The organism is Nostoc sp. DedQUE07, from assembly GCF_034530975.2.
In the GTDB taxonomy this organism is placed as follows: Bacteria; Cyanobacteriota; Cyanobacteriia; order Cyanobacteriales; family Nostocaceae; genus Nostoc.
The window spans coordinates 92196-116196 of record NZ_JAVRCC020000004.1 but is presented as its reverse complement, the minus strand read 5'-3'; the positions used below and the strand labels follow the sequence as shown (position 1 = coordinate 116196).

Annotated in this window: 18 protein-coding genes and 26 tRNA genes; 8 read left to right on the top strand and 36 right to left on the bottom strand. The window is 43.4% G+C overall.

Going from position 1 to position 24001, the window contains the following annotated elements; translation table 11 throughout:
* Window positions 1-13: 13 nt before the first annotated feature.
* Window positions 14-331 carry a hypothetical protein gene (locus RMZ95_RS04740; protein WP_099102821.1) on the bottom strand — a complete coding sequence of 106 codons (318 nt, stop codon included), beginning with the start codon at window positions 329-331 and terminating at the stop codon, window positions 14-16.
* Between the two features lie 543 nt (window positions 332-874).
* Between RMZ95_RS04740 and RMZ95_RS04735 the strand changes: the two genes are divergently transcribed.
* On the top strand, window positions 875-1696 hold the full coding sequence (locus tag RMZ95_RS04735) for a hypothetical protein (RefSeq protein ID WP_322686344.1): 822 nt from the start codon (window positions 875-877) through the stop codon (window positions 1694-1696).
* 139 nt (window positions 1697-1835) lie between these two features.
* On the opposite strand, the gene RMZ95_RS04730 is transcribed toward RMZ95_RS04735, so the two are convergent.
* The 4 genes from RMZ95_RS04730 to pds form a co-directional block, all read right to left on the bottom strand.
* Window positions 1836-3158, bottom strand: coding sequence for an ABC transporter substrate-binding protein (locus tag RMZ95_RS04730; protein WP_322671777.1), 1323 nt, complete (start codon window positions 3156-3158; stop codon window positions 1836-1838).
* Between the two features lie 192 nt (window positions 3159-3350).
* Window positions 3351-3442, bottom strand: a tRNA-Ser gene (locus RMZ95_RS04725).
* A 126-nt stretch (window positions 3443-3568) separates the two neighbouring features.
* A complete protein-coding gene (gene crtB, locus RMZ95_RS04720; RefSeq protein ID WP_322671778.1) occupies window positions 3569-4501 on the bottom strand; it encodes a 15-cis-phytoene synthase CrtB in 933 nt (310 codons plus the stop codon).
* Window positions 4485-5924, bottom strand: coding sequence for a 15-cis-phytoene desaturase (pds, locus tag RMZ95_RS04715; protein WP_322686345.1), 1440 nt, complete (start codon window positions 5922-5924; stop codon window positions 4485-4487). The genes crtB and pds overlap by 17 nt, the downstream gene beginning before the upstream one ends.
* Before the next feature lie 437 nt (window positions 5925-6361).
* Here pds and RMZ95_RS04710 point away from each other — a divergent pair, with 437 nt between their 5' ends.
* Window positions 6362-7450, top strand: a complete 1089-nt coding sequence (locus RMZ95_RS04710) for a glycoside hydrolase family 3 protein (protein WP_322686346.1) — start codon at window positions 6362-6364, stop codon at window positions 7448-7450.
* A gap of 100 nt (window positions 7451-7550) precedes the next feature.
* Here the strand turns inward: RMZ95_RS04710 and RMZ95_RS04705 are convergent.
* The 24 genes from RMZ95_RS04705 to RMZ95_RS04590 form a co-directional block, all read right to left on the bottom strand.
* Window positions 7551-7621 (bottom strand) — tRNA-Lys (locus tag RMZ95_RS04705).
* A 136-nt stretch (window positions 7622-7757) separates the two neighbouring features.
* A tRNA-Ser gene (locus RMZ95_RS04700) sits at window positions 7758-7840 on the bottom strand.
* Window positions 7841-7847: 7 nt separating this feature from the next.
* Window positions 7848-7921: transfer RNA gene (locus tag RMZ95_RS04695), tRNA-His, on the bottom strand.
* 6 nt (window positions 7922-7927) lie between these two features.
* Window positions 7928-8001, bottom strand: a tRNA-Ala gene (locus tag RMZ95_RS04690).
* 45 nt (window positions 8002-8046) lie between these two features.
* Window positions 8047-8120: transfer RNA gene (locus RMZ95_RS04685), tRNA-Arg, on the bottom strand.
* A gap of 6 nt (window positions 8121-8126) precedes the next feature.
* Window positions 8127-8199: transfer RNA gene (locus tag RMZ95_RS04680), tRNA-Pro, on the bottom strand.
* Between the two features lie 9 nt (window positions 8200-8208).
* Window positions 8209-8285: transfer RNA gene (locus RMZ95_RS04675), tRNA-Leu, on the bottom strand.
* Window positions 8286-8289: 4 nt separating this feature from the next.
* Window positions 8290-8363, bottom strand: a tRNA-Leu gene (locus tag RMZ95_RS04670).
* A 3-nt stretch (window positions 8364-8366) separates the two neighbouring features.
* A tRNA-Pro gene (locus tag RMZ95_RS04665) sits at window positions 8367-8440 on the bottom strand.
* Window position 8441: 1 nt separating this feature from the next.
* A tRNA-Leu gene (locus tag RMZ95_RS04660) sits at window positions 8442-8519 on the bottom strand.
* 6 nt (window positions 8520-8525) lie between these two features.
* Window positions 8526-8602 (bottom strand) — tRNA-Leu (locus RMZ95_RS04655).
* A gap of 5 nt (window positions 8603-8607) precedes the next feature.
* Window positions 8608-8683, bottom strand: a tRNA-Gln gene (locus tag RMZ95_RS04650).
* A 3-nt stretch (window positions 8684-8686) separates the two neighbouring features.
* Window positions 8687-8759: transfer RNA gene (locus tag RMZ95_RS04645), tRNA-Gln, on the bottom strand.
* Between the two features lie 5 nt (window positions 8760-8764).
* Window positions 8765-8839, bottom strand: a tRNA-Asn gene (locus RMZ95_RS04640).
* A 6-nt stretch (window positions 8840-8845) separates the two neighbouring features.
* A tRNA-Phe gene (locus RMZ95_RS04635) sits at window positions 8846-8920 on the bottom strand.
* Window positions 8921-9001: 81 nt separating this feature from the next.
* A tRNA-Arg gene (locus RMZ95_RS04630) sits at window positions 9002-9076 on the bottom strand.
* A gap of 4 nt (window positions 9077-9080) precedes the next feature.
* Window positions 9081-9170: transfer RNA gene (locus RMZ95_RS04625), tRNA-Ser, on the bottom strand.
* A 4-nt stretch (window positions 9171-9174) separates the two neighbouring features.
* Window positions 9175-9257 (bottom strand) — tRNA-Tyr (locus RMZ95_RS04620).
* Window positions 9258-9264: 7 nt separating this feature from the next.
* Window positions 9265-9335 (bottom strand) — tRNA-Glu (locus RMZ95_RS04615).
* 91 nt (window positions 9336-9426) lie between these two features.
* Window positions 9427-9498 (bottom strand) — tRNA-Trp (locus tag RMZ95_RS04610).
* 3 nt (window positions 9499-9501) lie between these two features.
* Window positions 9502-9575, bottom strand: a tRNA-Ile gene (locus tag RMZ95_RS04605).
* A gap of 7 nt (window positions 9576-9582) precedes the next feature.
* Window positions 9583-9655: transfer RNA gene (locus RMZ95_RS04600), tRNA-Cys, on the bottom strand.
* Window positions 9656-9658: 3 nt separating this feature from the next.
* Window positions 9659-9735, bottom strand: a tRNA-Glu gene (locus RMZ95_RS04595).
* Window positions 9736-9739: 4 nt separating this feature from the next.
* A tRNA-Asp gene (locus RMZ95_RS04590) sits at window positions 9740-9813 on the bottom strand.
* Window positions 9814-10309: 496 nt separating this feature from the next.
* Between RMZ95_RS04590 and RMZ95_RS04585 the strand changes: the two genes are divergently transcribed.
* Window positions 10310-11155: a polysaccharide deacetylase family protein gene (locus tag RMZ95_RS04585; RefSeq protein WP_322686347.1), complete on the top strand. Its 846-nt coding sequence runs from the start codon at window positions 10310-10312 to the stop codon at window positions 11153-11155.
* A 181-nt stretch (window positions 11156-11336) separates the two neighbouring features.
* On the opposite strand, the gene RMZ95_RS04580 is transcribed toward RMZ95_RS04585, so the two are convergent.
* Both RMZ95_RS04580 and RMZ95_RS04575 read right to left on the bottom strand, forming a co-directional pair.
* Window positions 11337-11726: an alr0857 family protein gene (locus RMZ95_RS04580; RefSeq protein ID WP_322671782.1), complete on the bottom strand. Its 390-nt coding sequence runs from the start codon at window positions 11724-11726 to the stop codon at window positions 11337-11339.
* A 16-nt stretch (window positions 11727-11742) separates the two neighbouring features.
* Complete coding sequence (locus tag RMZ95_RS04575; protein ID WP_292785521.1) at window positions 11743-12249, bottom strand: HNH endonuclease; 507 nt, start codon at window positions 12247-12249, stop codon at window positions 11743-11745.
* A 437-nt stretch (window positions 12250-12686) separates the two neighbouring features.
* On the opposite strand from RMZ95_RS04575, the gene RMZ95_RS04570 reads away from it, so the two are divergent.
* From RMZ95_RS04570 to RMZ95_RS04560, 3 genes are all read left to right on the top strand, one after another.
* Window positions 12687-13022, top strand: a complete 336-nt coding sequence (locus RMZ95_RS04570; RefSeq protein ID WP_094347436.1) for a hypothetical protein — start codon at window positions 12687-12689, stop codon at window positions 13020-13022.
* An 858-nt stretch (window positions 13023-13880) separates the two neighbouring features.
* Entirely contained in the window at window positions 13881-15899 is a 2019-nt protein-coding gene (locus RMZ95_RS04565; RefSeq protein ID WP_322686348.1) for a GAF domain-containing protein, read from the top strand.
* Between the two features lie 8 nt (window positions 15900-15907).
* A complete protein-coding gene (locus RMZ95_RS04560) occupies window positions 15908-16495 on the top strand; it encodes an SRPBCC family protein (protein ID WP_322686349.1) in 588 nt (195 codons plus the stop codon).
* Window positions 16496-16588: 93 nt separating this feature from the next.
* Here RMZ95_RS04560 and RMZ95_RS04555 read toward each other — a convergent pair.
* A tRNA-Glu gene (locus RMZ95_RS04555) sits at window positions 16589-16661 on the bottom strand.
* A gap of 326 nt (window positions 16662-16987) precedes the next feature.
* On the opposite strand from RMZ95_RS04555, the gene RMZ95_RS04550 reads away from it, so the two are divergent.
* The gene (locus RMZ95_RS04550; RefSeq protein WP_322671786.1) at window positions 16988-18907 is read left to right on the top strand and encodes a cation:proton antiporter; all 1920 of its coding nucleotides are present in this window, start codon (window positions 16988-16990) and stop codon (window positions 18905-18907) included.
* 156 nt (window positions 18908-19063) lie between these two features.
* Here the strand turns inward: RMZ95_RS04550 and RMZ95_RS04545 are convergent, their stop codons facing one another.
* Both RMZ95_RS04545 and RMZ95_RS04540 read right to left on the bottom strand, forming a co-directional pair.
* A complete protein-coding gene (locus RMZ95_RS04545; RefSeq protein WP_322686350.1) occupies window positions 19064-19696 on the bottom strand; it encodes a cytochrome b N-terminal domain-containing protein in 633 nt (210 codons plus the stop codon).
* Between the two features lie 100 nt (window positions 19697-19796).
* A complete protein-coding gene (locus tag RMZ95_RS04540) occupies window positions 19797-20492 on the bottom strand; it encodes a lipase (RefSeq protein ID WP_322686351.1) in 696 nt (231 codons plus the stop codon).
* Window positions 20493-21107: 615 nt separating this feature from the next.
* Between RMZ95_RS04540 and RMZ95_RS04535 the strand changes: the two genes are divergently transcribed.
* On the top strand, window positions 21108-22625 hold the full coding sequence (locus RMZ95_RS04535; protein WP_322686352.1) for a hypothetical protein: 1518 nt from the start codon (window positions 21108-21110) through the stop codon (window positions 22623-22625).
* 357 nt (window positions 22626-22982) lie between these two features.
* Here RMZ95_RS04535 and petJ read toward each other — a convergent pair whose 3' ends face one another.
* Both petJ and petE read right to left on the bottom strand, forming a co-directional pair.
* Complete coding sequence (gene petJ / locus RMZ95_RS04530; protein ID WP_322671790.1) at window positions 22983-23327, bottom strand: cytochrome c6 PetJ; 345 nt, start codon at window positions 23325-23327, stop codon at window positions 22983-22985.
* 244 nt (window positions 23328-23571) lie between these two features.
* A complete protein-coding gene (petE, locus tag RMZ95_RS04525) occupies window positions 23572-23991 on the bottom strand; it encodes a plastocyanin (RefSeq protein WP_322686353.1) in 420 nt (139 codons plus the stop codon).
* Window positions 23992-24001: the final 10 nt, after the last annotated feature.

The following is a 24001-nucleotide window of genomic DNA, read 5'->3' as shown; positions in this document are numbered from 1 at the left end:
AACTCCTAACTGTTTAGCTAGTTGCTTGTACAGGTTGTTGCTGAGAGACATTACCTGGTATGGGTTCCATTTTGGTTCCTGGCCCTACAGGACTGACTTCAATATGATTTAACAAGGTAGTGACAAACGCGAACAACAAGAAAGGTAGCGATAGCAGAACAACAAGACCCGCTGTTGCTAAAGCGTACACGGGCCGCTTGGCACCCATTAACGCCAAGGCTGATGCCAAACTTAGGGTAATTGTAATCAACCAAACAATTATTTGACCGTAGATATCACCGAAAGTCAGGGTACAGACAAACCGGTACTTTTGAATATTATTTTCGCTCATCACATTTGCCTCAAGTCTCTCCTAATAGGTTCTACGTTAGAACTATGTTTGCCTTGTAGGCAATTTCTAAATATTTTTGCAAGCTTTGTAATATCACTTCACAATCTAGCTACCTTTAATGGCAAGGCAGTTATGTTAACAAACTTCTTTCGTTCATGGAAGAGATGGCAATCGCGTTGGCGCAGCCCGCTGTGGGCATCGCCTCCTTAACAAACACTATCTTGCTTTTAAGCAAAGAGACTATTTGTCATCTATCAAATTCAGGATATTTCAAATAAATATATCAATTTTATTTAATTTGTGAAAATTACAACCCACAAATCCATGATTTTGTAAAAGTTGTTGGGTATCCTGTTTTTCGCGAGTGATTCAGGATTACTATAAAATTTAATTTTTTGCTAGTAAATATTAACTAGAGAAATCAAGGAAATTCAGGATGTAAAACCGATTTTTTGATGTTAAATTTTGAATATTGCCCGAATTTGTTGATTTAAATCAACAAAAACCTTTATTTTTCGTGGCAACATTGTTTTAGGAGTGAACGTGAATACTATTTTTCTTCGTAAAGGTGTTTTTTGGTTGCCAAGTATAGCTGCTCTTACATTTCTCAGTAGCGGTTTATCTGCAAGCGCCCAGACAGTAAACAAGTTGAGCAATCAGCCATTAACTGAACCTTCCGCAACCGTAGCGTCTCCCAACGAGTTTAGCCAAAACCTCTCTACAGAAACAACTGAAACTTTTACAGTCACAAATTTAACTAAGGTAGAGCAATCGCCTAACGCTGCGATACAGAAAAACGCTAGTTTAACACCTACACCTGTTCCAGGCACAGTGGCGACCTCATCTGCAACGCTAACCTCTGAACCTGTACAACCGACTTCTCAAACTCCTGCTCAACCATCTGCTACCAAAGTGGCGCAATCAGATATTGATTTAGGTAGAACTACCAGTGGTGGTAGTAGCTATCTGGGCGTCGCTGCTAACATTGGTTTGAGTGGTGGTGACACGTCTTTAGGCGATGGTAACTTTGCCGTAGTCAGTAAAATCGGACTGACAAATTCTATATCAATACGACCCTCAGCCATATTTGGGGATAACACCACAGTTCTACTTCCGATCACCTACGATTTTACCTTTAAACCAGCAGATGCTTTTAGCGAACCATTAGCGATCGCACCTTACGTCGGAGTAGGTGCAGCTTATAAAACTGGTGATGATTCGCAATTTGCCTTTTTGGTGTCTGGTGGGATAGATGTGCCTCTAACTTCTCAATTTACGGCAACAGCTGCTATCAATGCCGGATTCTTCGATCAAACTGATGTGGGCTTGTTATTAGGAGTTGGTTACAACTTCAGTGGGCTTTAAAAGTTAAGAGTTAGGAGTTATGAGTTAGAAGTTAAGAGTTCGTAATGTTTCACTTATAACTCATAACTCTTCACTCCTAACTCCTAATTCTTAATTCATAACTCATAACTCTTCACTCTTGACTCTTGACTCCTAACTTCTACTTAGGGGTAACTTTGTCAATCACCTTAATTGTGCCATCGTCTCCTACTGTCCAAACATCGTATACACCAACGACATCGCCGTTAGCATCAACATCTACATTGCCGCTAGCTCCTTGGTAGTTAATCTTTTTACCATCTTTAAGTAACTTTAGTCCCTCGCAGACATCGGTAACTTCTGTGCCAGGGCCATCAGCAACTTCCCGAATTTTGCTGGCTATACCAACGCCTGTATTTTCCTTAGCAGCTTGCGCCGCCAATGTTAATAAAGCAGCTGCATCCCAAGCTTGAGGAGCGTATTCCCCTGGCGCACCACCTTTTTTATCCTTCCACAGTTTGTTGAAAGCTTCTAGTGCTTTACCATCGGAACCCGGTACTGTACCGATCGCTCCAGTTAAAATATATTTACCATCATCGCCCTTGCCAACTTGTTCGGGAAAAGTAGGTGATTTTACCCCATCTGTCAGCAGAATCTGTACTCCCTTCGCCACACCTTGCTGATAGGCGGCTTTCAAGAACAGACTACCAGTTTCCGCATACATTACAGCTAGGACTGCATCTGGCTTCCCAGCAAAAGCAGCAGCCGCTTCTGTATCAAATGTCTGGGCTTTTGGATCGTAGCGGACAGGCTTATCTTTATTAACTATAGTTCCACCCAATTTTTCAAAAGTTTGCACGAATGCTTTTTCAAACCCTACGCCATAATCGTTATTAATCACGACTGTAGAAACTCGCTTGAAACCTTTTTTGTTAGCAAGTTGGGCTAAGGCTAGTGCTTGGTAGGTATCGGGAGGAGCTGTACGTGCCCAAAAGCCTTTATAGTCGCCTTTTTGTGCCTTTTCGGTAAACACGGTACTGGTACTACCAGGAGAAACCAGCATGACTTTATTTGGTGTGGCAATGGAGACTGCTGCACTAGAAACGCTACTGGCAAAGGAGCCAACTACACCTGCTACTTTATCTAAAGTTGCTAGTTTGGTCATACCGGCAGCTCCAGCTTTTGGGTCGGTTTGGTCATCTACTTGCACTAAAGTAACAGGTTCGCCATTTACCCCACCGCAAGCGTTGACCGTATCCACCAGTAAAGGTATGGAACCTAACATTTGCTGTCCTACAGAAGCCAAATCGCCTGTCGTCGGTAACAGGGAACCAATTTTTAGTCCTTTAGCACTGCTTGTAGTAGTTGAGTTTGCCGCTGGAGTTGCGGTACTTCCGTTGTTAGCTGTGCCGTTGGGGTTACTGTTATCACCACAAGCCCCAAGTAGAAACCCAGCCGCAAGGGTAGCTATACTTAAACTTAAGGCGGCACTAATTTTTCTCATAAATTACTTTCACTCCTCAAAACACTTAGGAGCCTAAAAATAAAATCCAAACTAGATTTGTAACTTAGCTGGATCTTATCAAGATTCCAAAAGATAGATCATATCATCTATCTTTAGGAGTAGAAATATTTACGCCGATATTAGTATTTCTTTTTTACACAGAATATACTCTGTGTATCAAAAGCTGAAAAACGGAGAGGGAGGGATTCGAACCCTCGGTACGGAGTTGCCTGCCGTACAACAGATTAGCAATCTGCCGCTTTCGACCACTCAGCCACCTCTCCTGACTCACGAATATCAATGTTACCAGACTTGCTCTTAAGAGTCAATAGTCATTTGTCATTGGTCATTCGTCGTTGGTTATCTATAAAACACTGATGACTAAAGACTAGGGACAAATGACTAATTTTTTAAAGGACTTGCGATCGCATCCAAGCTATGGGCAAGGTGCGTAACTTTTTCCACTGGGGAACGAAAGCCCGCTGACTGAATACATCGTAATCGTTACCTTCAATCGCCTCCAAAATTTGACCGTACAGCATTGATGCTGCCCATACAGGCCAACGGGCATCGGATGCTAAATAAGTAATTCCCTGGTCGGATGTGGTGTAAAATTGACGGGCGCGATCAATTTGAAAGCGCATCAATGCCCGCCAACGCTCATCTACCACACCTTTGAAGAAGTCTTGCTCGGTATAGTTGAATTTTGCCAAGTCTTCTAGGGGAATGTAAATCCGTCCGCGTTTGGCATCTTCTCCCACATCCCGCAAGATGTTGGTGAGTTGATTGGCAATTCCGAGAGCGATCGCTTCTTCTATGGGAATATAAGGTTGTTTGTTCTGTTGCCACGGTGCTGCATATATGGTGTTATCCACACCCATAACTGATGTTGACATTAAGCCAACAGTGCCAGCAACGCGGTAACAGTAGAGGTATAAATCCTCAAAGGTTTCATAACGACTGCGATATAAGTCCATGCGCTGACCGGCAATCATATCCCGAAATGGCTGAATGTCCATCGGAAAGCGCTGGAGGGTATCAACTAAAGCTACATCGTAATTTTCTAATGGACGCCCCGCAAAAATCGATTCCAGCTGCTGTTCCCATAGGTCTAGGGTTTCTGGCGTGGTAATAGCAGATGCGGGGCCATCCACCAATTCATCTGTACGGCGACACCAAGCGTAAATTGACCAAATAGATTGACGTTTTACCGGACTCATAAGCAAAGTACCCAGGTAAAAAGTCTTGGCATACTTTGCTGTGAGATGCCGACAAAGTTTGTATGACTCGTCTACAGAGACCAGCGTTTTCATGCGCGGCGGGGAATCAGGCAGTTGCAGCATTCGTTGCGGGCGGTCGGGTGAGCGTTTGCAGGTTTGAGGAATTTGCTACCGGGAGGGCCTCAGAAATCGCCTGCGCTGTCAGCTTACCAGAAAGTACGGCACCTTCCATACTGGCTAAGTAGCGTTGCATGGTGTAATCCCCTGAGAGATAAAAGTTACTGATGGGGGTTGTTTGCGAGGGACGGTACTGTTGACGACCAGGGGTCGCTTTGTAAACTGAACGGGGCGTTTTCACCACATGAGATTTCAGCAATGTTGCTGGATTGTCTCCCCCAAAGTGGTCGGGGAAGAGTTTTTCTAACTCGGCAATAGTTGCAGCCACAATCTCCTCATCGGATTTGGCAATCCAATCTTTTGCCGGGGCTAGAACTAATTCCAGCATTGAGCGTTCGGGGTTGGCGTATTCACGGCAGGTATTGCTCATATCAGCATAAACGCTTAGGAGGGGCGATCGCGAGAATAGCAAGTGATCAATTTGCGTAAGTTTACGATCGAACCACAAATGCACGTTAATCACAGGTACGCCTTCCAACCCGTCTAGCTTTTGGAAAAACTCCATTTCTTTCCAAGGTGCTGGCAAAATCACCTTCAGAGGGTCAACCGGCATGGCAGATACATACAAATCCGCCGTGAAAACTTCATCTTCGTCTCCATTCAACCCCCGCATCAAGTAACCTTTGACGCTACCATCGGCGTTTAGCAAAATCTCTTTTAAAGGGGCATTCAAACGGACTTCTCCACCGCGTTCGGTGATGTAATCCACTAGAGGCTGACACAATCGTTCTGTTGGCGAACCATCCAGAAAGGCCATTTTCGAGCCTTTTTTTTCCTGGAGGAAACGATTGAGGGCAGTTAAAAGAATGGTTGCCGAAATTTCATCTGGCCCGATGAAGTTCAGCGACTTGGCCATAGCAATAAAAACTTCTTTATTGACCCGTTCTGGTATGTTGTGTTTACGCAGCCAATCTGTCCAGGAATATTTGTCCATTTCTTCAACGTACTTTTGCCCCTGAATCATGGCCGGCAATAATCCGATGCCAAAGCGGATTTTTTCTGGCCATGTCAGCATGTCGTTGTTTCGCAGAATCGCCACTATACCATTAATTGGTGCTGGCAAATCTGGGAAATCGAAGCGACTGTAAGTACCTGGTGCATCTGGCTGGTTGAAGATCATTGTGTGTTCTTTCCACTGCAATCGATCTTCAATGTCCAGTTCTTTGAATAACTGCAACATATTCGGATATGCGCCAAAAAAGATGTGCAGACCTGTTTCGTACCAGTCTCCATCAGCATCTTTCCACGCGGCCACTTTACCGCCTAGAACGTTTCGACGTTCCAAGACAATGGGTGTGTGACCTGCGTCTGTAAGATATTTCGCGCAGGAAAGTCCTGCTAGTCCCGCTCCCGCGATCGCTACTCGCATGTAACCCTACTGCTCTTCAATATTTCTTAACCGTTTTATCGTTTTCATTATACGTTGCAATCCGTTACATTTGGCAGTTATTGTGCGATCGCTTCCCCAAAAAACTTTTGCCAAAGGGAATTTTACCTACGCGCACTTGCCCAAGCAAATTGCCAATACCATTGTTGGCAATGGCTTTGTGGCGCGCACTTTATCTATATTTACATGCAAGTGATTTAGGGAAACAAAAGTATTTCCTTTGACTGAAAATAGCTAATTTTAAAAGTTGTCTGAAAGGAGTTGATTTATTGGCTAATTTGTGTATTTGCTATTAATAAACATCTGGGGCATTACTTAAAGAAAACTTTCCTCTCCCGATAAGGGTGTAGGATAAATGTTTATGTCCTCTAGATTGAACAACCAAGTTGTTTACTGCACAACTTAATAGGTAAAAGATTATGGGTGTATCGCAGGAGCTAAGGCGCTTTGGACATCACTTAATTTTAGGTATTTCCGGCACTACATTAAGCGATGACGATAAACGCGCACTCAATGAATTAAAGCCGATTGGGGCGATCTTTTTTGCTAAGAACTTTTTGGATGGCACCCCATATCAGATTTGGCTGGAAAGCTTTAAAGATTTAAACAGGCAAATCCGAGAATATACTGAACGTGATTCCATGTTCTTCACTCTCGATCATGAAGGAGGTCGTGTAATTCGTACACCACCGCCGATTACCCGCTTTCCTCATGCTTTATTGCTGCGATCGCACGCTTACGAAGTAGCAAAAGCCACGGCAGTAGAACTAAAATCACTGGGAATCAATTTATCTTGGGCACCTGTAGCAGATATTTTTTCCCATCCCGATAACCCCGTGATTGGGTCTCGCGCCTTTGGTAACACACCCGAAACTGCTACTCAAGGTGCGCGTGACTATTACCTTGGACTTCGAGATTCAGGAATTTTGGGATGTGCTAAACACTTTCCCGGACATGGGGACACCAGTAAAGACTCTCACATTGAGCTACCAATACTGAATTTAACTCTAGAAGACCTGCGACTTCGAGAACTTATACCTTTCAAAGCCTTAATCGAAGTACAAATTCCTTTGATTATGACTGTCCATATCTTATTTCCCAGAATAGATCCTGATGTCCCAGGAACGCTTTCTCAGGCTATCCTCAAAACCATACTTAGAGAGGAACTTGGCTTTGAAGGAGTAGTTGTATCTGATGATTTGGATATGAAAGCGATCTCAGATATGTTTATGAAAGCTGGTACTGTGGCGCGGTCATTTAATGCAGGCTGCGATCTGTTTATTGTGTCGCGTAATATTAATTCATCATCTATAGAAAGAACTTATCGGATTGCTGAAGATTTTGCTGATTCGCTCAGTAACGGTAGCTTAGATGAAGCAGTCGTAGAAGCAGCCAGAGAAAGAATTGAGAAACTACTGGCAGTAACACCGCAATATCCCGTACATACTTTGGATAAAGATGTATTATTGCAACATGCTCAACTAGCGATCGCTAGTTGCTATTCATAACCCAAGTACATTCAAGTTGCATGTTAGCGATTGCCAAAAGGCTAACTAAGATTGCATTTCTTAATTTTGAATTTTAAATTTTAAATTTTTAATTGTTTAGTGGGTGGTATAGGGGTCGAACCTATTTCTGCGGGTTAAAAGCCCGCTGCACAGCCGGTATGCCAACCACCCTAGTTAATTTGAAAAAGAAATGAGCAAGTGCGATTTGTAATACCAACATTAGATATAAATCCACCAGGGAGGTACTGCCCCTCCTATTTCTGTGTTATCAGCACAGCGCCTCGCTTTTCGGCTCCAGGTGGATAGGTGGAAGATGGAGGAATCGAACCCCTACAGTTGCCCATACCCTGGTTTTCAAGACCAGTTGCCGTCCATTCAGCAGCATCTTCCATTCAAGGGTGTCTGACGGGGCTTGAACCCGCTTTGACTGGTTCCACAAACCAGCGCCTCGACCACTTTGGCTTCAGACACCATCAGTGGAATCAATGGGAATTGAACCCATAACCTCCTGCTTGCAAGGCAGGCGCTCTAGCCATTTGAGCTATGACCCCATAAAAATTCAAAATTCAAAATTCAAAATTAAAGACATTTTCAAGCGGGAGTGGTAGGACTTGAACCCACAACTTTCGAGGTAGAAGCTCGAAGCTCTATTCCATTGAGCTACACTCCCAAGATTTGGTAGTCCTGGCAGGATTTGAACCTACGACCTGGAGTTCCCGAAACTCCCGCGCTCCCAACTGCGCCACACCCAGATATTTTGGTACTCTCGACAGGATTTGAACCTGCAAAAAACTAGATCCTCGGTCTAGTGCGTCTTCCATTCCGCCACGAGAGCTTAGTACCCCTGACAGGATTTGAACCTGTAAAATCTGGACTCTGATTCCAGCACGTATGCCAGTTCCGTCACAAGGGCATATCGGGGTGACAGGATTTGAACCTGCGACATCCTGCTCCCAAAGCAGACGCGCTACCAAGCTGCGCTACACCCCGTTGGTACTCCTGGTGGGAGTCGAACCCACAACTAAACAGATTTTAAGTCTGCCACCTCTTCCAATTGGGCTACAGGAGCAAATTTTGGTACTCTTGGTGGGAATCGAACCCACAACATACCGTTTTTGAGACGGCAGCCTCTTCCAGTTGGGCTACAAGAGCAAGTTTGGCAGCCCCACCAGGACTCGAACCTGGAATCTTCGCCTTCAAAGGGCGCTATGTTGCCAATTACACCACAGGGCTTTATTGCCAGGGCAGGGTTTGAACCTGCAACCTCATCGTTCAGAGCAATGCGACTTACCAATTCGTCCACCCGGCAATGAATGGCTGCCTCAGTAGGACTCGAACCTACAACCGCGCGGTTAACAGCCGCTTGCTCTACCATTGAGCTATGAGGCAACGAAGCCCCCCAGGTCGGAATCGAACCGACGACCTCCTGTTCTTCAGACAGGCGCTAACTACCAACTGAGCTACCGAGGGATAAGAAGGAGAGATAGGTTTTACCCATTGGACTGGTTTAATTCAACTCGAATCAGCCACTCCATCATCTCTCCCATGTAACGAGAGTGGAGGGATTTGAACCCTCACGTCTTCAGTTTCGTAGACTGAGATGTTATCCAGTTACACCACACTCTCAAAACGGAGAGAACAGGATTTGAACCTGCGACGGATATTAACTACCCGTTTCCTCTTAGCAGGAGGACGCTTTGAGCCACTCAGCCACCTCTCCCCAGTGGGTCGAGCAGGATTTGAACCTGCGTGCAAATAAGAACAGTTTTACAGACTGTCGCCTTCAACCAGACTCGGCCACCGACCCATAATCATTCCCTCGACGAGAATTGAACTCGCATCTGTGCTTTGAAAGAACACTGACTTAACCATTTGTCCACGAGGGCAGAATTGAGAGAATTTTAGATTTTAAATTTTGAATTTTAGATTAAAAAATTTAATCCAAAATCTATAATCCAAAATCTAAAATTCTCTGACGCAGGGACTAGGATTTGAACCTAGAACATCGGATTTGGAGTCACGAGGTGTTACCGTTACACCATCCCTGCATTTGGTAGCAGTGGCGGGACTTGAACCCGCATCGACCCGGTTATGAGCCGGGGGCTTTACGTTAAGCTACACTGCGGCACCAAAGGCTGAGGTGAGATTTGAACTCACGATGTCGGTTTTGCAGACCGACGCCTTCGACCACTTGGCTACTCAGCCATTTGGGAGTCCCGACGAGATTTGCACTCGCAATCTTCAGCTTGAGAGGCTGACGGCTTAAACTATTCGCCTACGGGACTGCAACCAGGGTGACGGGACTTGAACCCGCAACATTTCCGCAGACAACGGAACGCTCTAGCCAATTGAGCTACACCCCGATTTTGAGAATCTGTGCCTAAAATTTTAGGTTTTTAGGCACATGTTTTGTTGGTGAACTTGCCCATTTCTTATTCAGTTTTCAAGGTTCAGAAAATTGACTTTTTACTGTTAGGAAAACAACCGAAACTCTAGGTAGCAAACCTGTTGTGTATTACGGATGTATTCAGTGGTTTTGATGAGTGCAAACTTAGAACTTTTTTCGTTTATTGCCTCTACTTCCGATGGTTTGCAAGTAGCAGCTTTGTTATTTGGAGACTTTGGTTTATTCCAACGCCTGTCCTTTAGTTGGATGTAGAACATAAATTTAACTTTTGAGAAGCTTTGTCTTTCGACTCACTACAAATATACTACAAAATACTACAAGAGGTGTCAAGGGGTTTCAGAAAGTTTTTTTGAAATTGTCTATAAAAGCTGCTGCACTTATATTTGAGCTTGCTAAACCCTCTGAAAAATCAAACTACAGCTTATGATTGGGTGAATCTTTAAAAGCCTGACGTGACAGACAACTCCTTCAAGCGACAACAGATAATTAGTTTTGTCGCGATCGCCTCTAGTATTACAGCTTGTAGTATTGCTCCAGGTATCTCCCCACAATCGGGATTGAACCAGCCACTAAGCAAAATCCATACTGCACTTCAAGATCCAGCAAAGGGCCAAATGAATGCCCAATTACCGCCATCAGCCAAAGTAGAAAACCCTACTTTTACAGTCCCAGATAAATTTCAGGGAAAAACAGTTTATAAGGTGCAACCCAGCAACAACGAAAAGGTTATTGCTCTCAGCATTGATGATGGGCCATGGCCAAAGACAACCCTAGAAATGCTGGATATCTTGAAGCAAAATGATGTTAAAGCCACATTCTTTTGGGTAGGACAAGCTTTACAAGCAAATCCAGACTTAGCCAAGCGTGAAGTAGCTGAGGGACACGCCATTGGCAACCATACTTGGCATCATTGGTATCGGCGAATGGATGAAGCCACAGCTAAAAGTGAAATCGATCGCACAGCCGATCTGATATACAAAATTACAGGAGTCAAAACTTCTCTGTTTCGTCCTCCTGGAGGCTTTTTAAATAATGGACTAGCCGCTTACGCCAAAAGCCAGAAAGATACTGTAATTATGTGGTCGCTAACTTCCGCTGATACCGATCCTCATGCCAAACCGCAGGCATTTGTAAATAATGTCCTCAAAGGCGCGAAACCTGGTTTTATTGTTTTAATGCATGATGGTGGTGGCGATCGCCAAAGAACTGTAGAAGCTTTGCCACAAATCATCAGCGGACTCAAACAGCAAGGTTACCGATTTGTGACAATTCCTGAACTACTAAAAATGACGCAATAAAGGGTGAGAAATTCTCCTCACCTGATTTTAGATTTTAAATTTGGGATTTTGGATTGAGTAATCCGAAATCCCAAAATGTTTGTTCTCGCAGGTCTCCAAGAGTTACCCCCGAATTTCAACGTGAGAACAAATCTAAAATCTAAAATCCAAAATCCAAAATTGAGTCACCCGACTATTTGGTTTATTCGCTCATGACAGAAGCACAAGATTGAGCTTCCTGCCAAAGTTTGTGCAAAAAGAACTCAGCGCGATCGCTCATAGTGGTGACAAACACACCGACAGAATCCTTAGAACTAGCTGATAGCCAAGAACCCCGCAGGGTGACTTCCATATATTCGGCATCGCACGCACAGAGGGCAATGATTTCTCTGTCATCTCTTTTTACCTCAGCCCTGAGTACTTCTACTCCTGGTAAATCAACAGGAAGCAAAAAGGAAGCGGTACTGGGTTCAATGCACAAACTTTGCCCAACTCGCAGGGCTAAAATCACTCGTTGCGCTACCCATTCTTCTAGCGACAGAGTGACACATTCCAAATCAAAACTGCTTTCAGTGTAAGTTAATTTCAGCATTCCTTATGCTCTCCTGTTATTCCAGGTTTGCTTGCATATCTATCCAAAACTGTTCAGCAAAAGAAATCGCGGGGTGGATTGGCGCTTTTGGTTTGGTACGCAGTTGCATACCAGCTTCAAACAGGGTGCGATCGCCTTTACAGGAGTTACATCTTTCACAAGCTGCGACTACGTTATCCCAAGTGTGAGAACCGCCTTTAGAACGTGGCATCACATGATCTAGTGTTAGATGTTTGCTGCTGCCACAATATTGGCAACTGTGATGGTCTCGTCGCAATACTTCTCGCCGATTCACTGGCGGAACTTTCCACATCCGCTCATTAGAAGTGATTGTCAAGCGAATATGTTTTGGCACATCAATTACCAAACTGGGTGAGTGAACTTGCCATCCGCTTTCTGTGGTAAAACCCAACGGTTGCGCCTTGTTGGTTACTAACAGCACAATCGCCCGCTTGATATTGACCCGACATAGTGGCAAGTAATTTTGAGAAAACACCACCACAGATTGCTCTAACACTTGCATTGCGTTCGCGCCGCGCATGGGAGATATCGTCACAGCTTAACTCCTTATAAAAAAACCCCCGCTTCAAGTTTTCGGTGAAGCGGGGGTTAGAATTGACCGGAAAATTTTCTGGTCTCATATCGGTACAGGATTCCTTCGCCCGTACCCCCCGCTTTTTTGATTTAGTTGTGGTTTTGCAAATAGTGCACTAATGGCTACATACTTATAATCATCATTACCTTCTGTGATTTGCCTATGATTTCGGCTACTATCGCCCATAAATAAATACTCCACTTCCATAGCAGCTGATTCCCAATTGGTTCGGCAATTGGTGGCACACAAAATTGAAGTAGAGATGGGGTAGATTGATTTCACAGAAAATTTCACCTATTGAACATTCCTTTAAACATACTACACTTGTATTACTATCCTGTCTATACCTTTAAGGAGAAAAACTGATGCATACGATCGCTCGCACCCCAACCACCGATATGGAAGTTACCAGCATTCGCCTAGAACGGGAACTCAAAGATAAACTCAAAGAAATAGCTGGGAATCAGGGATATCAAGCTCTGATCCGAGATATCCTTTGGAATTATGTCCAGCAAAAATCAGGTGAGTGGAAGCCTCGATTTTCGCGATCCGACATTCGAGCTAGCATAGCTGCCACAGCTCAACAAGAAGAACGCTGTGTGCTTACAGGTCAACTAATTCAACCCCAAGAACCGATGTTGTTAGGACTAACGAGGAATGGCGATATGGTTCCTCTGAGTGTCGAGAGCTTGGCTGGATAAACTTCGTCTATTTTGAAACCTGGTGTGGGGAGGGCATCTAGCCCGCCCTACCAGCAGGGAGTACAAAATGCTGTTACTACTTTAAAAAATATAGTTCTGAAAATAGATGTAGTTTTTTATATTCAGACGAATGCAGCCTAGTTATTTTTACTAATAACTGGGCTGCATTCACCATTTAGCCAGAACAGCTGCAATCTCTAGCGAGCAAGAATTTATTTATATTTAAGCTCTACTCCAAATTTCTGCCATAAGTTGGGAACAAGACGCTTATGAACTCGCTACCATAGTTACGCTATCAGTGTAGATCGGGTCTGAACACGAGTGCGTCTCGTTGATGCAGCCTTTTTTAGAGAAGAGAAGCCTACACTGCAAGAACAAGCTCCTCGTGCCTCCTTTACTTTTGTTGATATTTTACTGAGAGTTACGGAGATCGAGGAGTAGCTTGTTAAACCTACCAGTTTTTTCAAGGAATGTAATAAAGCTTTATAAAGCAAGTTACGTAATTTTACGCGCTTAAAAGGGGAATTTTGCTGTAATTCCAGAGAAATTACGGTTTATGTATACTTACAGACAGGATAAAGTTAGTAAATTATTTCCAGACAGTGCAGTTAAAAATAAGCTAACTTAAGCATTTATAGGATATTTTGAGTATTTTATTACTTATGTTCCAATGTAGCAATTTGCTTGATGTGGTGGAAATTTGGCCATCTGATATAGAAAAGGGCTATAACAGGTGAGAGAAAGTATTCACACAAAATTTGTCAATTATCAGGGTATAGCAACACAACTAACGGTGAAGAATATGCCAAGAGGTTGGGTGCAAGAACAATGGGGTTACTATCCGAGGGCGTGCTAGAAATGAAAAAGCCTTTATCATCGCTGCCACATTACGTAGATGACATAGATCGACTACAACCTTATCAAGTCAAGCTGATGCAGCATCAGGAAGAACCTGCCCGCGAGTTGGTACAAAAGATTAACCAAATCATTGCTAATAACTCTGCTACGGCTTTGATGCTGCAAGAGATTGCCCAATTGCTAGGAGTTGCTTTTCAAGTGGATTGCTGCTGCTTGGTTTCTGTGGCGGGTGAGACATCAGACGAAACAACTACGACTAATTGGTGTGCTGATGAGTATCTAGGGTTGCCACACCCAGAAGAAATGTTTTCGATGGAACAGTTGCTTATGCACTCGCCAGTGCTACAATGTGCTGCCCAACCATTGACTATTGAAGACATTTCCATAATTCAAAATAGTCTGGTAGTTGGGTGTCAATATTTACCACTACCGATAAAAGCGGTTTTGGCAATTCCGACTCGGTTTGGTGGCAATAATAATGGAGTGATTAATCTGATTAAATTCCAACCTTATGAATGGAGTGAATCAGAAAAACAATTGCTCAAAGAAGTGGAGTCGGCTTGCGCGATCGCTTTTTCTGGAGTGGCACAAGCTCAACAAATTACTCATCAAGAGCAGTCCCTGCAAAAAAGCAAGCACCATCAAAGCTTGATCAAGCAATTAACCATATTGAGTCGTAGCAACTTGGAGCTAAATCAAATGCTTCAGTTAGTTATCGCTTCAACAGCCGAATCTCTACAGGCAGATCGGGGTTTGCTCATCTTACTAAAATATACAGATCCACTATTTAAGACTCAAGCTAAAAAACAAATCCCCAAAGCGAAAGCTAGTGTAATCGCCCAATGGGCTAGAGAAACACAAAATTCTGGTACTAGTAAACCAGACACCTTAGCTGAGTCTTTCTTGATTTCAGACTGTGGTTTATGCCAACGTGCCTTCATGGATTCTGGAAAACCAGTTATCTTCGATGACTATACAGATCAAAACGATACCTTAACAGCTGCTCCATTATTTGCGATAGAGAAATTGCCTGCGGTACTTTTAGTGCCATTGGAAAGTCAAGGTAAAATTTTAGGCTTCTTGGTGCTACAGCAAGCTGTGATTCGCAATTGGCAACCAGAAGAATTAAATCTTGTGGAAATGGTTTGCGCTCAAATGAGTAACGCCATCATTCAGTCACAGACATTGCGTCAAGTGCAAACTTTGGTAGACGATCGGACGGCGAAACTCCAGAGTAGTATAGAACTCCAAGCGAAATTGCATGAAAGAACCCGGCAGTATGTCGAGCAGCTGCGGAAACTTAATGAACTCAAAGATGAATTTTTGAGTAATATGAGCGATCGCCTACGCTATCCTTTGACAAATATGCTGATGTCAATAAAAAACTTGCGTTTGCCAGGAATAGCGCCAGAGCGTCAGGGTAGATATCTGGATATTCTTGAGCAGGAATGTTCAAAAGAAATCAACTTGATTAATGACTTGTTGACACTCCAAAAGCTAGAATCGCCTCACGAAGCCCCACAATTAGAATCTATAGATTTAAATACTAGAATTCAGGATATAGCAGCATCTTTTGAGAAAAAACTTGGCGAAAAAGGATTAAAAATTTCTATAGATTTGCCGGAGGAATCGCTCAAACTGCAAACTGAACTGGAGAGTTTTGACCGTATCCTGCAAGAATTATTAACTAATGCCTGTAAATATTCAGAGTCTGATACAATAGTTCGGCTTGAAGCGTCTCACCGAGTCGATCAGCAAATCGATCAAGTTATCATGAAGGTGACGAATACAGGACGTGCCATCTCTGAAGAAGAAGCGACCTACATCTTTGATAAGTTCCGCCGTGGGAAAGGTCGCTGGACTCCAGGGACTGGCTTGGGACTTGCTTTAGTCAAGTCTTTAGTGCAGCATTTAGATGGAGCGATCGCTGTTGAAAGTCTCCCAATCTCGGATTCTGAACAGAGCGAAATTTGCTTCACCTTGACTCTGCCCCAATTTTCTGACGAAAGCAAACCATAATTCTGAAAGTGACTAAAAAACAGAACACAACAGAGAACCCTGATTTGCAGTCTTCTACTGATGACATTAACCTAGAAGAGGATTTGCTTGCTCAGGTAGAAGTTCAAATTGAGAAAATAGCAGAGCGGCAGCGGCAAATCAGCGCTAAAGTCCAAATTCCCCATCCAGTGGAGCAAATCTGGAAGGTTTTGACAAATTATGAAGCCTTACCAGACTTCCTCCCCAACCTGGCCAAGAGTTGTTTAATCGAGCATCCCGATGGTGGAATTCGACTGGAGCAAGTAGGCTCCCAACGCTTACTGAATTTCAACTTTTGTGCGCGGGTAGTTCTAGATTTGGAAGAATGCTTCCCTAAAACAATTAATTTCCGCATGGTAGAGGGAGATTTTAAAGGCTTTTCTGGTAGCTGGTGCTTAGAGCCTTATTCTTTCGGTGAGTCTTTAGGAACAAATCTGTCCTACACAATTCAAGTTTGGCCTAAACTCACTATGCCAGTGGGAATTATTGAAAATCGTCTGAGCAAAGATTTGCGGTTAAATCTTTTGGCTATTCACCAACGTGTAGAAGAACTAGCTAGCAAAGAACCGTATGCATAACAACAATAAACCATCATTCAGATGTATTTCTGAATGATGGTTTTTATTGCTAAATTTCAAATAAAAAAGCTTTTGCTTTTTATTCTTTTTAAGTACCCCCAGGGGAATTCGAATCCCCGTTACCTCCGTGAAAGGGAGGTGTCCTAGGCCTCTAGACGATGGGGGCATCGGACTCAGACCTTTTATAAGGTAACCAATTTCCTTGCCGTTGTCAACAGGTTTTGCCAAAAAAAGTTTGTGGCAGCTAAACTGGGTGGAAGCAAAAGCTTGAAGAAGATACAAAGATATGGAGACAGATAAAAAAGTTCGTAGATGCTTCTGCGGTCAGCCGCAGGGTGTCTCAGCATTGGGCGCCGGGAATTTCGGAGCATACACATCTCTAAAAAACACTGAAGACAGCAAGGAACAAAGGGTATGATGTTGTACCCTGTAGAGTTAATATCTACGGTTTTTTACAAGAGATTTTGAAATAAATCGCTCAAAATCTACAATATGGAAGCATCTTTTGAAATCACCATACAGATGGCGATCGCTGTCTTTGCAGGCATTAGCGCCCAAGTGCTGGCTGCATACCTTCGTGTACCCAGCATCGTCTTGTTATTGCTGTTGGGCATTTTGTTTGGCTCCGATGGTATAGGGCTATTGCATCCCCATTCGCTAGGCACTGGACTGGAAGTTATAGTCGCCCTCGCAACGGCAATCATTTTGTTTGAAGGCGGACTTAACTTGGATCTGCGTGAGTTAGGTAGAGTTTCAGTCAGCTTACAATTGCTCGTCACTCAAGGAACGCTAATTACCCTGCTTGGCGGGAGTATGGCTGCTCACTGGCTGGGTGAATTTCCCTGGAACATAGCCTTTCTCTATGCTTCCATAGTCGTGGTGACAGGGCCAACCGTCGTTGGGCCATTGCTCAAACAAATCAATGTAGATCGACAAGTGGCAACACTTTTGGAAGGAGAAGGGGTTTTAATTGACCCTGTAGGGGCTATCCTCGCCTTCGTTGTCCTCGATACGATTTTGAACGGCGATGCTGACCCGATTAATGCGATCGTTGGCTTACTGATGCGTCTGGGTGTGGGAGCAGCAATTGGTGGTGCTGGCGGTTATCTGATGAGTTTGATTTTCAAACGCGCCAGTTTTCTGTCATTTGAGCTAAAAAACTTAGTAGTGTTGGCGATACTTTGGAGCTTGTTTACCTTATCGCAGATGATCCGCAGTGAATCGGGAGTCATGACAACAGTAGTTGCAGGAGCAGTCTTTGCTAACTCCTCAGTCCCGGAAGAACGTCTGTTACGCAGCTTTAAAGGTCAGCTGACAATTCTCAGCGTCTCGGTGCTATTTATCTTATTAGCTGCTGACCTATCCATTGCCAGTGTGTTTGCTTTGGGTTGGGGTAGTTTATTCACCGTTTTGGTACTAATGTTTGTCGTTCGCCCGATCAATATTCTCTTGTGTACCTGGAACAGTGACCTCAACTGGCGACAAAAACTGTTTTTAAGCTGGGTTGCTCCGAGAGGAATTGTTGCTGCCTCTGTAGCTTCTTTTTTTGCGATTTCACTGACACAGCGCGGCATTAACGGCGGTGATTCCATCAAAGCTTTAGTATTCCTGACAATTATCATGACTGTTGTCTGCCAAGGGCTAACAGCTGGCTGGGTTGCCAAATGGCTGCAAATCACCTCCAAGGACGTAACTGGGGCAGTGATTGTGGGTTGTAATCCCTTGAGTCTTCTGATTGCCCGCTTCTTTCAAGAGCGGGGAGAAAACGTGGTCATGATTGATACTGACCCCGAATGTCTTGTACAAGCCGAGGCGCAAAATCTCCGGGTTATTGCCAGTAGTGCTCTAGATGCTGCGGTTTTAGAAGAGGCCGGACTTGCCTCTATAGGTACTTTTTTGGCTATGACAAGTAATGGCGAGGTGAATTTTGTTTTGGCTCAACGAGCAGCTGAGGAGTTTAAACCCCCACGCGTCTTAGCTGTTTTTCCCCGCGATCCGCAAGCGAGTACCTCGACTAGTAATAAAGTTAATCAAGCTTTTATTCCAGACTTAGCAATTAAAACTTGGAATGAATATTTGAATGATGGACGAGTGAAGTTAGGGACAACTACGCTAGATGAGTTAGAGTTTTCGACTCAATACGATCGCATCCAAGAAAAGATTCGGACTGGGGATTTGATACCGCTATTGGTAGAACGAGCAGAACGCTTACAAGTAATGCCAGCAAACCAAGATTGGGAAATTGGCGATCGCATTATTTATCTATTGCATGACCCCAGACCTAGCCTTTTAAAACGCTTATCTGGTGCCACCCAATCCACTCCCCTCTCTCTAGAAAAGTTACCAGAGGTTGAAGACCTATCCCTTGCTCAATTATCTCAACTTTCTACTAGTGAGGCTTCTGGGGGATGAGGGGATTGGGGCAGAGGGGCAGGGGAGCGGGGGAGCAGAGGAGCAGGGGAAGTAAGGGGACAAGGGGGACAAGGGGAAATTATTGAACAAGTCTCCCCCATTTACCTTGTCTCTTCCTTATACCCACTGCCCCTTTTACTCTTCTTTGACTCTTTATTAGCCTTGAGAAGGAATAAATTCGCTTTCTGGTTTTGGCGCTTCTTGATACATTTGCCATTCCTGCCAGAGTAAAGCAGACAAATGTACTATGGCGAGAATTAGCGTCGTTACCGAAATCAGATAACTGTGGATTGTGTAAAGGTGTTCGACGGTAATTGTGTTAATGGCTCCACCACCAGTCAGGATTTCGCGCAGTTGCCCACCAATCAAAGGAATGGCTTCGATGGTTCCTAGCTCAATGCTAAAACGCCAGTACCCTTCCTGAGTCCAATCTAAAATCATTGCTGTCCAATCCAGCCCGATCGCACTTAGGGTTAACAAAATCGCACTAATCCAAGCAGCCAGCCAACTCTTGCGAAACTGCCGACCCAAAAACATCACCACAATTTGAATTAGAGCGATCGCAATTACCGCGTTACCAGCAATATCATGCGCTCTCCAAAACAACCAACCGTATGGCAGTTGTGTATTAATCATCTTTAAGGAGTTATAAGCTCCGCCTGCTGTCGGTTCATAGTAAAAAGAAAGCAAAATTCCGGTAGAGATATAAATTAAACACAGAGTCAAAATCACGACTGATAATATCGTCGCTATTCTTCGCAAAATCTTATCGAACTGGGTGCTTTGCATAGCTCACCCCTCCTGTTCTTAACTAAGTATTTATTCTTATTACGATTTTAGCTAAGAAATTTTAATAGTTTTTACTTTTCTTATATAAAAATAAAGTTTTTTAAATCAAATACTGTACCCAAGTTTTTAAGGCTTCTGGTGAGCCATACCAAATCCCAGGACTTCTGGGAGAATGCTTGACACCTTCAATCACCAGATTTTCCGCTCCCTCTAAATGAGCAGCTTCAATGGGCGTAATCCCATCTCCCCAAGTGTTACCCTTACCACAGGTTAATTGGTAACTACTGTAAGCTAACCAACTACCAGGCTGCCTTTTCCCAAAGATAGTTTTGCCAGCCACACAAACGTAACGAACGTTTTTGTAAAAAGCTCCAGGGTAGTTATTGGTAACAAAATCCAGATTGGAGCGTGTCCAGCGTTCTTGGCTAATATGGGGTGTACCCAAGGTGACGAAAGTAGCAACCAAGGGATGCCCTTGCCAGAGAAATGGTTTGACATCACCGCGCGCTAAATAGGGCTTTTCTCCCATATAAATGCGGGATATCCAACCTCCGGCTGAGTGACCAATTAAATTAATTTGAGTAGCATTATGTTCACGTAATATATGCTTGATCGTGTAATCGAGTTGTTGCAAAATCGATATTACGGGTTTTACTCCCAGAGTGGGGAGCCAGTCAAGCCGCCGCAGTGGGACTGTAACCGTGGGAAAATCTAACTGCTGTAGGGATTGTTCTAGTTGGCGATAAGCGATCGCACTTTCTAGATATCCAGGCAAAATAACTGTCGGTAACGGCATTTTAAATTTTGGATGCAATGATTGAGGGTTTGAACTTTTTTGACGAAGAAGTAGTCATATTCAAGAGCTAGAATTGCGATCGCCTGACTCACTCCTTGAAGAAAAAAGCAATAGCCTTGGTGACATTTAAGGCTAAAATGTCAATAAAATTGTACAATTTGCAACAGTTTGAGGAGCTGCTAATGTGGTAGTATTCTTAAATAGGGCCCAGTCTCGGACAAACACATGTGTCATCTGTTACAGAAGTGTAGTTGACTGAAAAACAGTTGAAAAAACAAGGTCACTTCGGCAGATGTTTTGATGTATTCAAACTTGTGCATTTACTTAAACTTTAATAAAACTCCCAGATATTAATTTTAATTGTGTGCGTCATAAGAATAAAAAATCAAAAGTAGTAATTTTTCAAATAACTCTTTAGCAAGCTCGAATTTTGAAAATATGATGCAGCGTCATTGATTAATTAAAAACTTGAATAAATGGCAATTTTGGCGTTTTGATTGCCAGCAGAGGAAGTTATCATTTCCTTATGAATAACGCATATATTGCAAGATATTGCAATGTCGGAAAGATAAAATCGCTAGTCAACTGTAACTGAGTGAGTGAACGATAACAGCCATGTCTTACGTCTCCCTGCTGAAAAATATACCAGAAATCTTAAGCCAGCCAATTGGGATAGCAGCTATAGCCTCCCTTGGTATCCACGGTGCGATCGCCATGATCGTACCATTGATGCCGATGGAGTCTGACAAGCCTAAAGAAACAGCATCATCCAAAACAGTTGGACTTTTGGAATTGAGCCAAGCCGACCAAAACCGTTTGCCGCAAAGCACACCCAAAATTGGTTTACAACAATTACCTCCAGTCGCCCCACTTGCGGCGCCAAACTTTAGCCTCCAACCGGGATTAACCCCATTAGCGCCATCACCATCCAGTCAGCTAGTATTACCTCCGCTACCAGCATCATCGAATAACTATCGAGTCTCTTCCTTGCCTACAAAGCAGTCTTTGCGGATGATTCCGAGTGATAATTTGCGGTTTGACGCGTCTAAATTTGATAGTTCTAAATTTAATACCAGCGCCAGATTCTCTCGACCAGTTCCTCGGGTGAATGTAAGTGAGAGCGTCGCCAAATACGAGCCACCTAAGCCGCTACCTGTAAATAGGTTGCCAGAATTGCAGTCACAGCAAATACCTGCCGATCTTCTGCGGAATCCCCAGCCTCCAATCTTATCTGACAGTACACCCATTGCAACAGCACAGGTAAATACAGCACAGCTAAATACGACTTCGCAAATGACGCAACCAATTCCAAATGCGTCGTCTACAATTGCTCAAAATCCGCTAATAAATTCTCTAAAACAAGCTCCAACGAATGGGGGTACTTTAATTGGAACTAGGGGAAGCACATTACAAGCAACGGATTTATCAACGAAGGGAACTCAACAGGCAATTGCACAGCTAGACTCTTACGCCAACCTGAGAAAGGAAGTCCAGCGACAATACCCCAACGCTGAACAAAAACCAGTCATCCGCCAAACATTATCCACGAATAAGTCAAATCTTGAAGGTGCTGTTTTGGGAGTATTGGTTATAGATCCTGATGGTAAAGTCTTAGATATCAAATTTCAAGACAAGTTAATTTCCCCAGAATTGCAATTAAAAGCAAGACAATACTTCAACAAGCAATCCCCCAAGGGTGATAAACAGATTAGTTCCTATCCATTTAACCTACGTTTCCAAAACAGCACGAGCAATCTTACTGGGACTACTCAAGAGCAAAACCCCTCGTCATTATCTACACCGGGAATCAATAACAATCAGCTTACTCCCTCACCAGCAGCTACTTTTAAACCATTACCTAATTTACAAATCAGAAATAACCCGCCTACATCCTCACCAACAGGTACTCTCAAACCATTAACTACACCAGCAGCTACTCCCAAACCATTATCTGAATTGCAAATTAAAAATAATCAGTCTACGCCTTCATCGGCAGCTACTACTTCTGAACCTTTATTGTTGCCGAAAATCAATCAGGGTCAGTCTACATCTGCTCCTGAATCGGATAAAAAATTAGTAGAACGGTTGCGCGAAGTCAAGGAAAACAGACAAAAGTCTAATCCAGAAAAATAATTGCCCGTTGATAATTTCGGATTCAGGTAGGGATAATTTATCTAGACGCATTTGCAGCGTCTTGTTTAAAATACAATCCGTTTGAGTTAAGGGTTATTGATGTAGAGACGCGATAAATTGCGTCTCTACATCAGGATTTTGGATTTAAAATATTGTTTTTGGTAGTTGACAAATTAGCGATCGCTAGTTCGTCATACATAACACTTAACTTAGAAGTTCGTTAAAAGGTTCCAAGAAGGAAATGTACTGAGGGATTTCCAACAAATAAATTCTCCAATGTTTTGGGGGTGAGCGTCTAGCTATGTAACTAAAGATAGGCAAACGCTCACCCCAAAAAAACTATACGGTATAGCTACTTTACCAACCTTGTTCTGCATTTTGAAAAACGTAAGCAGCTACCTCCACGATTTCCTCAGAACTTAACTTGCTTTTAAAGGCAGGCATAGCATTTTTACCATTTTGCACTTGGTGGATAATCGCCTCGATTGAGTCTTGATTGTAATTTTCTAGGTACTTTGACAATGCTTCCTTTTTTAAAGTTTTCTGGTTGATAAGGATGTTACCGCCACCTATATGGCAAGAAGCGCAGTTAGCCTCGAAAATTTTAGCACCGTTGGATGTTTCGGCAGCTAGTGCTGGACTAATGAATGTGAATTTGAATAGGGCGATCGCCGACAGTAGAATTAATAAAAGTATTCTCAACAGTATTTCCTCGCAACAAGCCTCCAGCAAGAGTATAAACGCGATTAATCCCTGATTAAGTCAAATTTGATCAAAATTGGCGGTAACAAGTTCACTCCTCGATCGCTACAGATTGTTTAGCGTCTTAGGTAAGGATAGAACTCGTTACCGCCATTTCTGCATTTTATGCGTCACTCTAGGAGTGTAGCGTGTGGCGATGAGCTAATTTCATTGAGTAATCATCTCGTGTCAAACGCTGGTGTTTCTAGCCTTGGATAGTAATTGTACCAACCATGCCAGCACCACGATGAGGTTCACAGTAGAAGGTGTAGTCACCAGCAGGAGCATCTGCTGCAAAGGTGGTTGTTTCCTTTTGACCAGGACTCATAAGCAACTTCTTATGAGACAGAGATTTAGCTAAATCAGCGCTCTTAGTGGGGTTTTTGACCGCATCAAACACAACATTATGGGGAGGAACTTTATTGTTCACCCATTCAATAGTGTCACCTGGTTTGACGGTCAACTTTTTCGGTTCAAATGCTAGCAGTCCTTTATCGCTACCCAATTTCACCTGGTAGGTTTCAGCCGAAGCACTGGGAGTAAAAACAGCAAAGCTGCTAACAACTAAAAGGATTGTCAACACAGCTAAACTAAGGCGTCGCCAGCTTGCCGAAATTAATTTCATAGCTCTCTCC

Bases quoted from the DNA above. Each gene is read 5' to 3' on its own strand.
- RMZ95_RS04740 (WP_099102821.1), bottom strand. From the start codon at position 331: ATGAGCGAAAATAATATTCAAAAGTACCGGTTTGTCTGTACCCTGACT.
- RMZ95_RS04730 (WP_322671777.1), bottom strand. From the start codon at position 3,158: ATGAGAAAAATTAGTGCCGCCTTAAGTTTAAGTATAGCTACCCTTGCG.
- crtB (WP_322671778.1), bottom strand. From the start codon at position 4,501: ATGCTGCAACTGCCTGATTCCCCGCCGCGCATGAAAACGCTGGTCTCT.
- pds (WP_322686345.1), bottom strand. From the start codon at position 5,924: ATGCGAGTAGCGATCGCGGGAGCGGGACTAGCAGGACTTTCCTGCGCG.
- RMZ95_RS04710 (WP_322686346.1), top strand. From the start codon at position 6,362: ATGGGTGTATCGCAGGAGCTAAGGCGCTTTGGACATCACTTAATTTTA.
- RMZ95_RS04580 (WP_322671782.1), bottom strand. From the start codon at position 11,726: ATGCTGAAATTAACTTACACTGAAAGCAGTTTTGATTTGGAATGTGTC.
- RMZ95_RS04575 (WP_292785521.1), bottom strand. From the start codon at position 12,249: ATGCAAGTGTTAGAGCAATCTGTGGTGGTGTTTTCTCAAAATTACTTG.
- RMZ95_RS04570 (WP_094347436.1), top strand. From the start codon at position 12,687: ATGCATACGATCGCTCGCACCCCAACCACCGATATGGAAGTTACCAGC.
- RMZ95_RS04565 (WP_322686348.1), top strand. From the start codon at position 13,881: ATGAAAAAGCCTTTATCATCGCTGCCACATTACGTAGATGACATAGAT.
- RMZ95_RS04550 (WP_322671786.1), top strand. From the start codon at position 16,988: ATGGAAGCATCTTTTGAAATCACCATACAGATGGCGATCGCTGTCTTT.
- RMZ95_RS04545 (WP_322686350.1), bottom strand. From the start codon at position 19,696: ATGCAAAGCACCCAGTTCGATAAGATTTTGCGAAGAATAGCGACGATA.
- RMZ95_RS04540 (WP_322686351.1), bottom strand. From the start codon at position 20,492: ATGCCGTTACCGACAGTTATTTTGCCTGGATATCTAGAAAGTGCGATC.
- RMZ95_RS04535 (WP_322686352.1), top strand. From the start codon at position 21,108: ATGTCTTACGTCTCCCTGCTGAAAAATATACCAGAAATCTTAAGCCAG.
- petE (WP_322686353.1), bottom strand. From the start codon at position 23,991: ATGAAATTAATTTCGGCAAGCTGGCGACGCCTTAGTTTAGCTGTGTTG.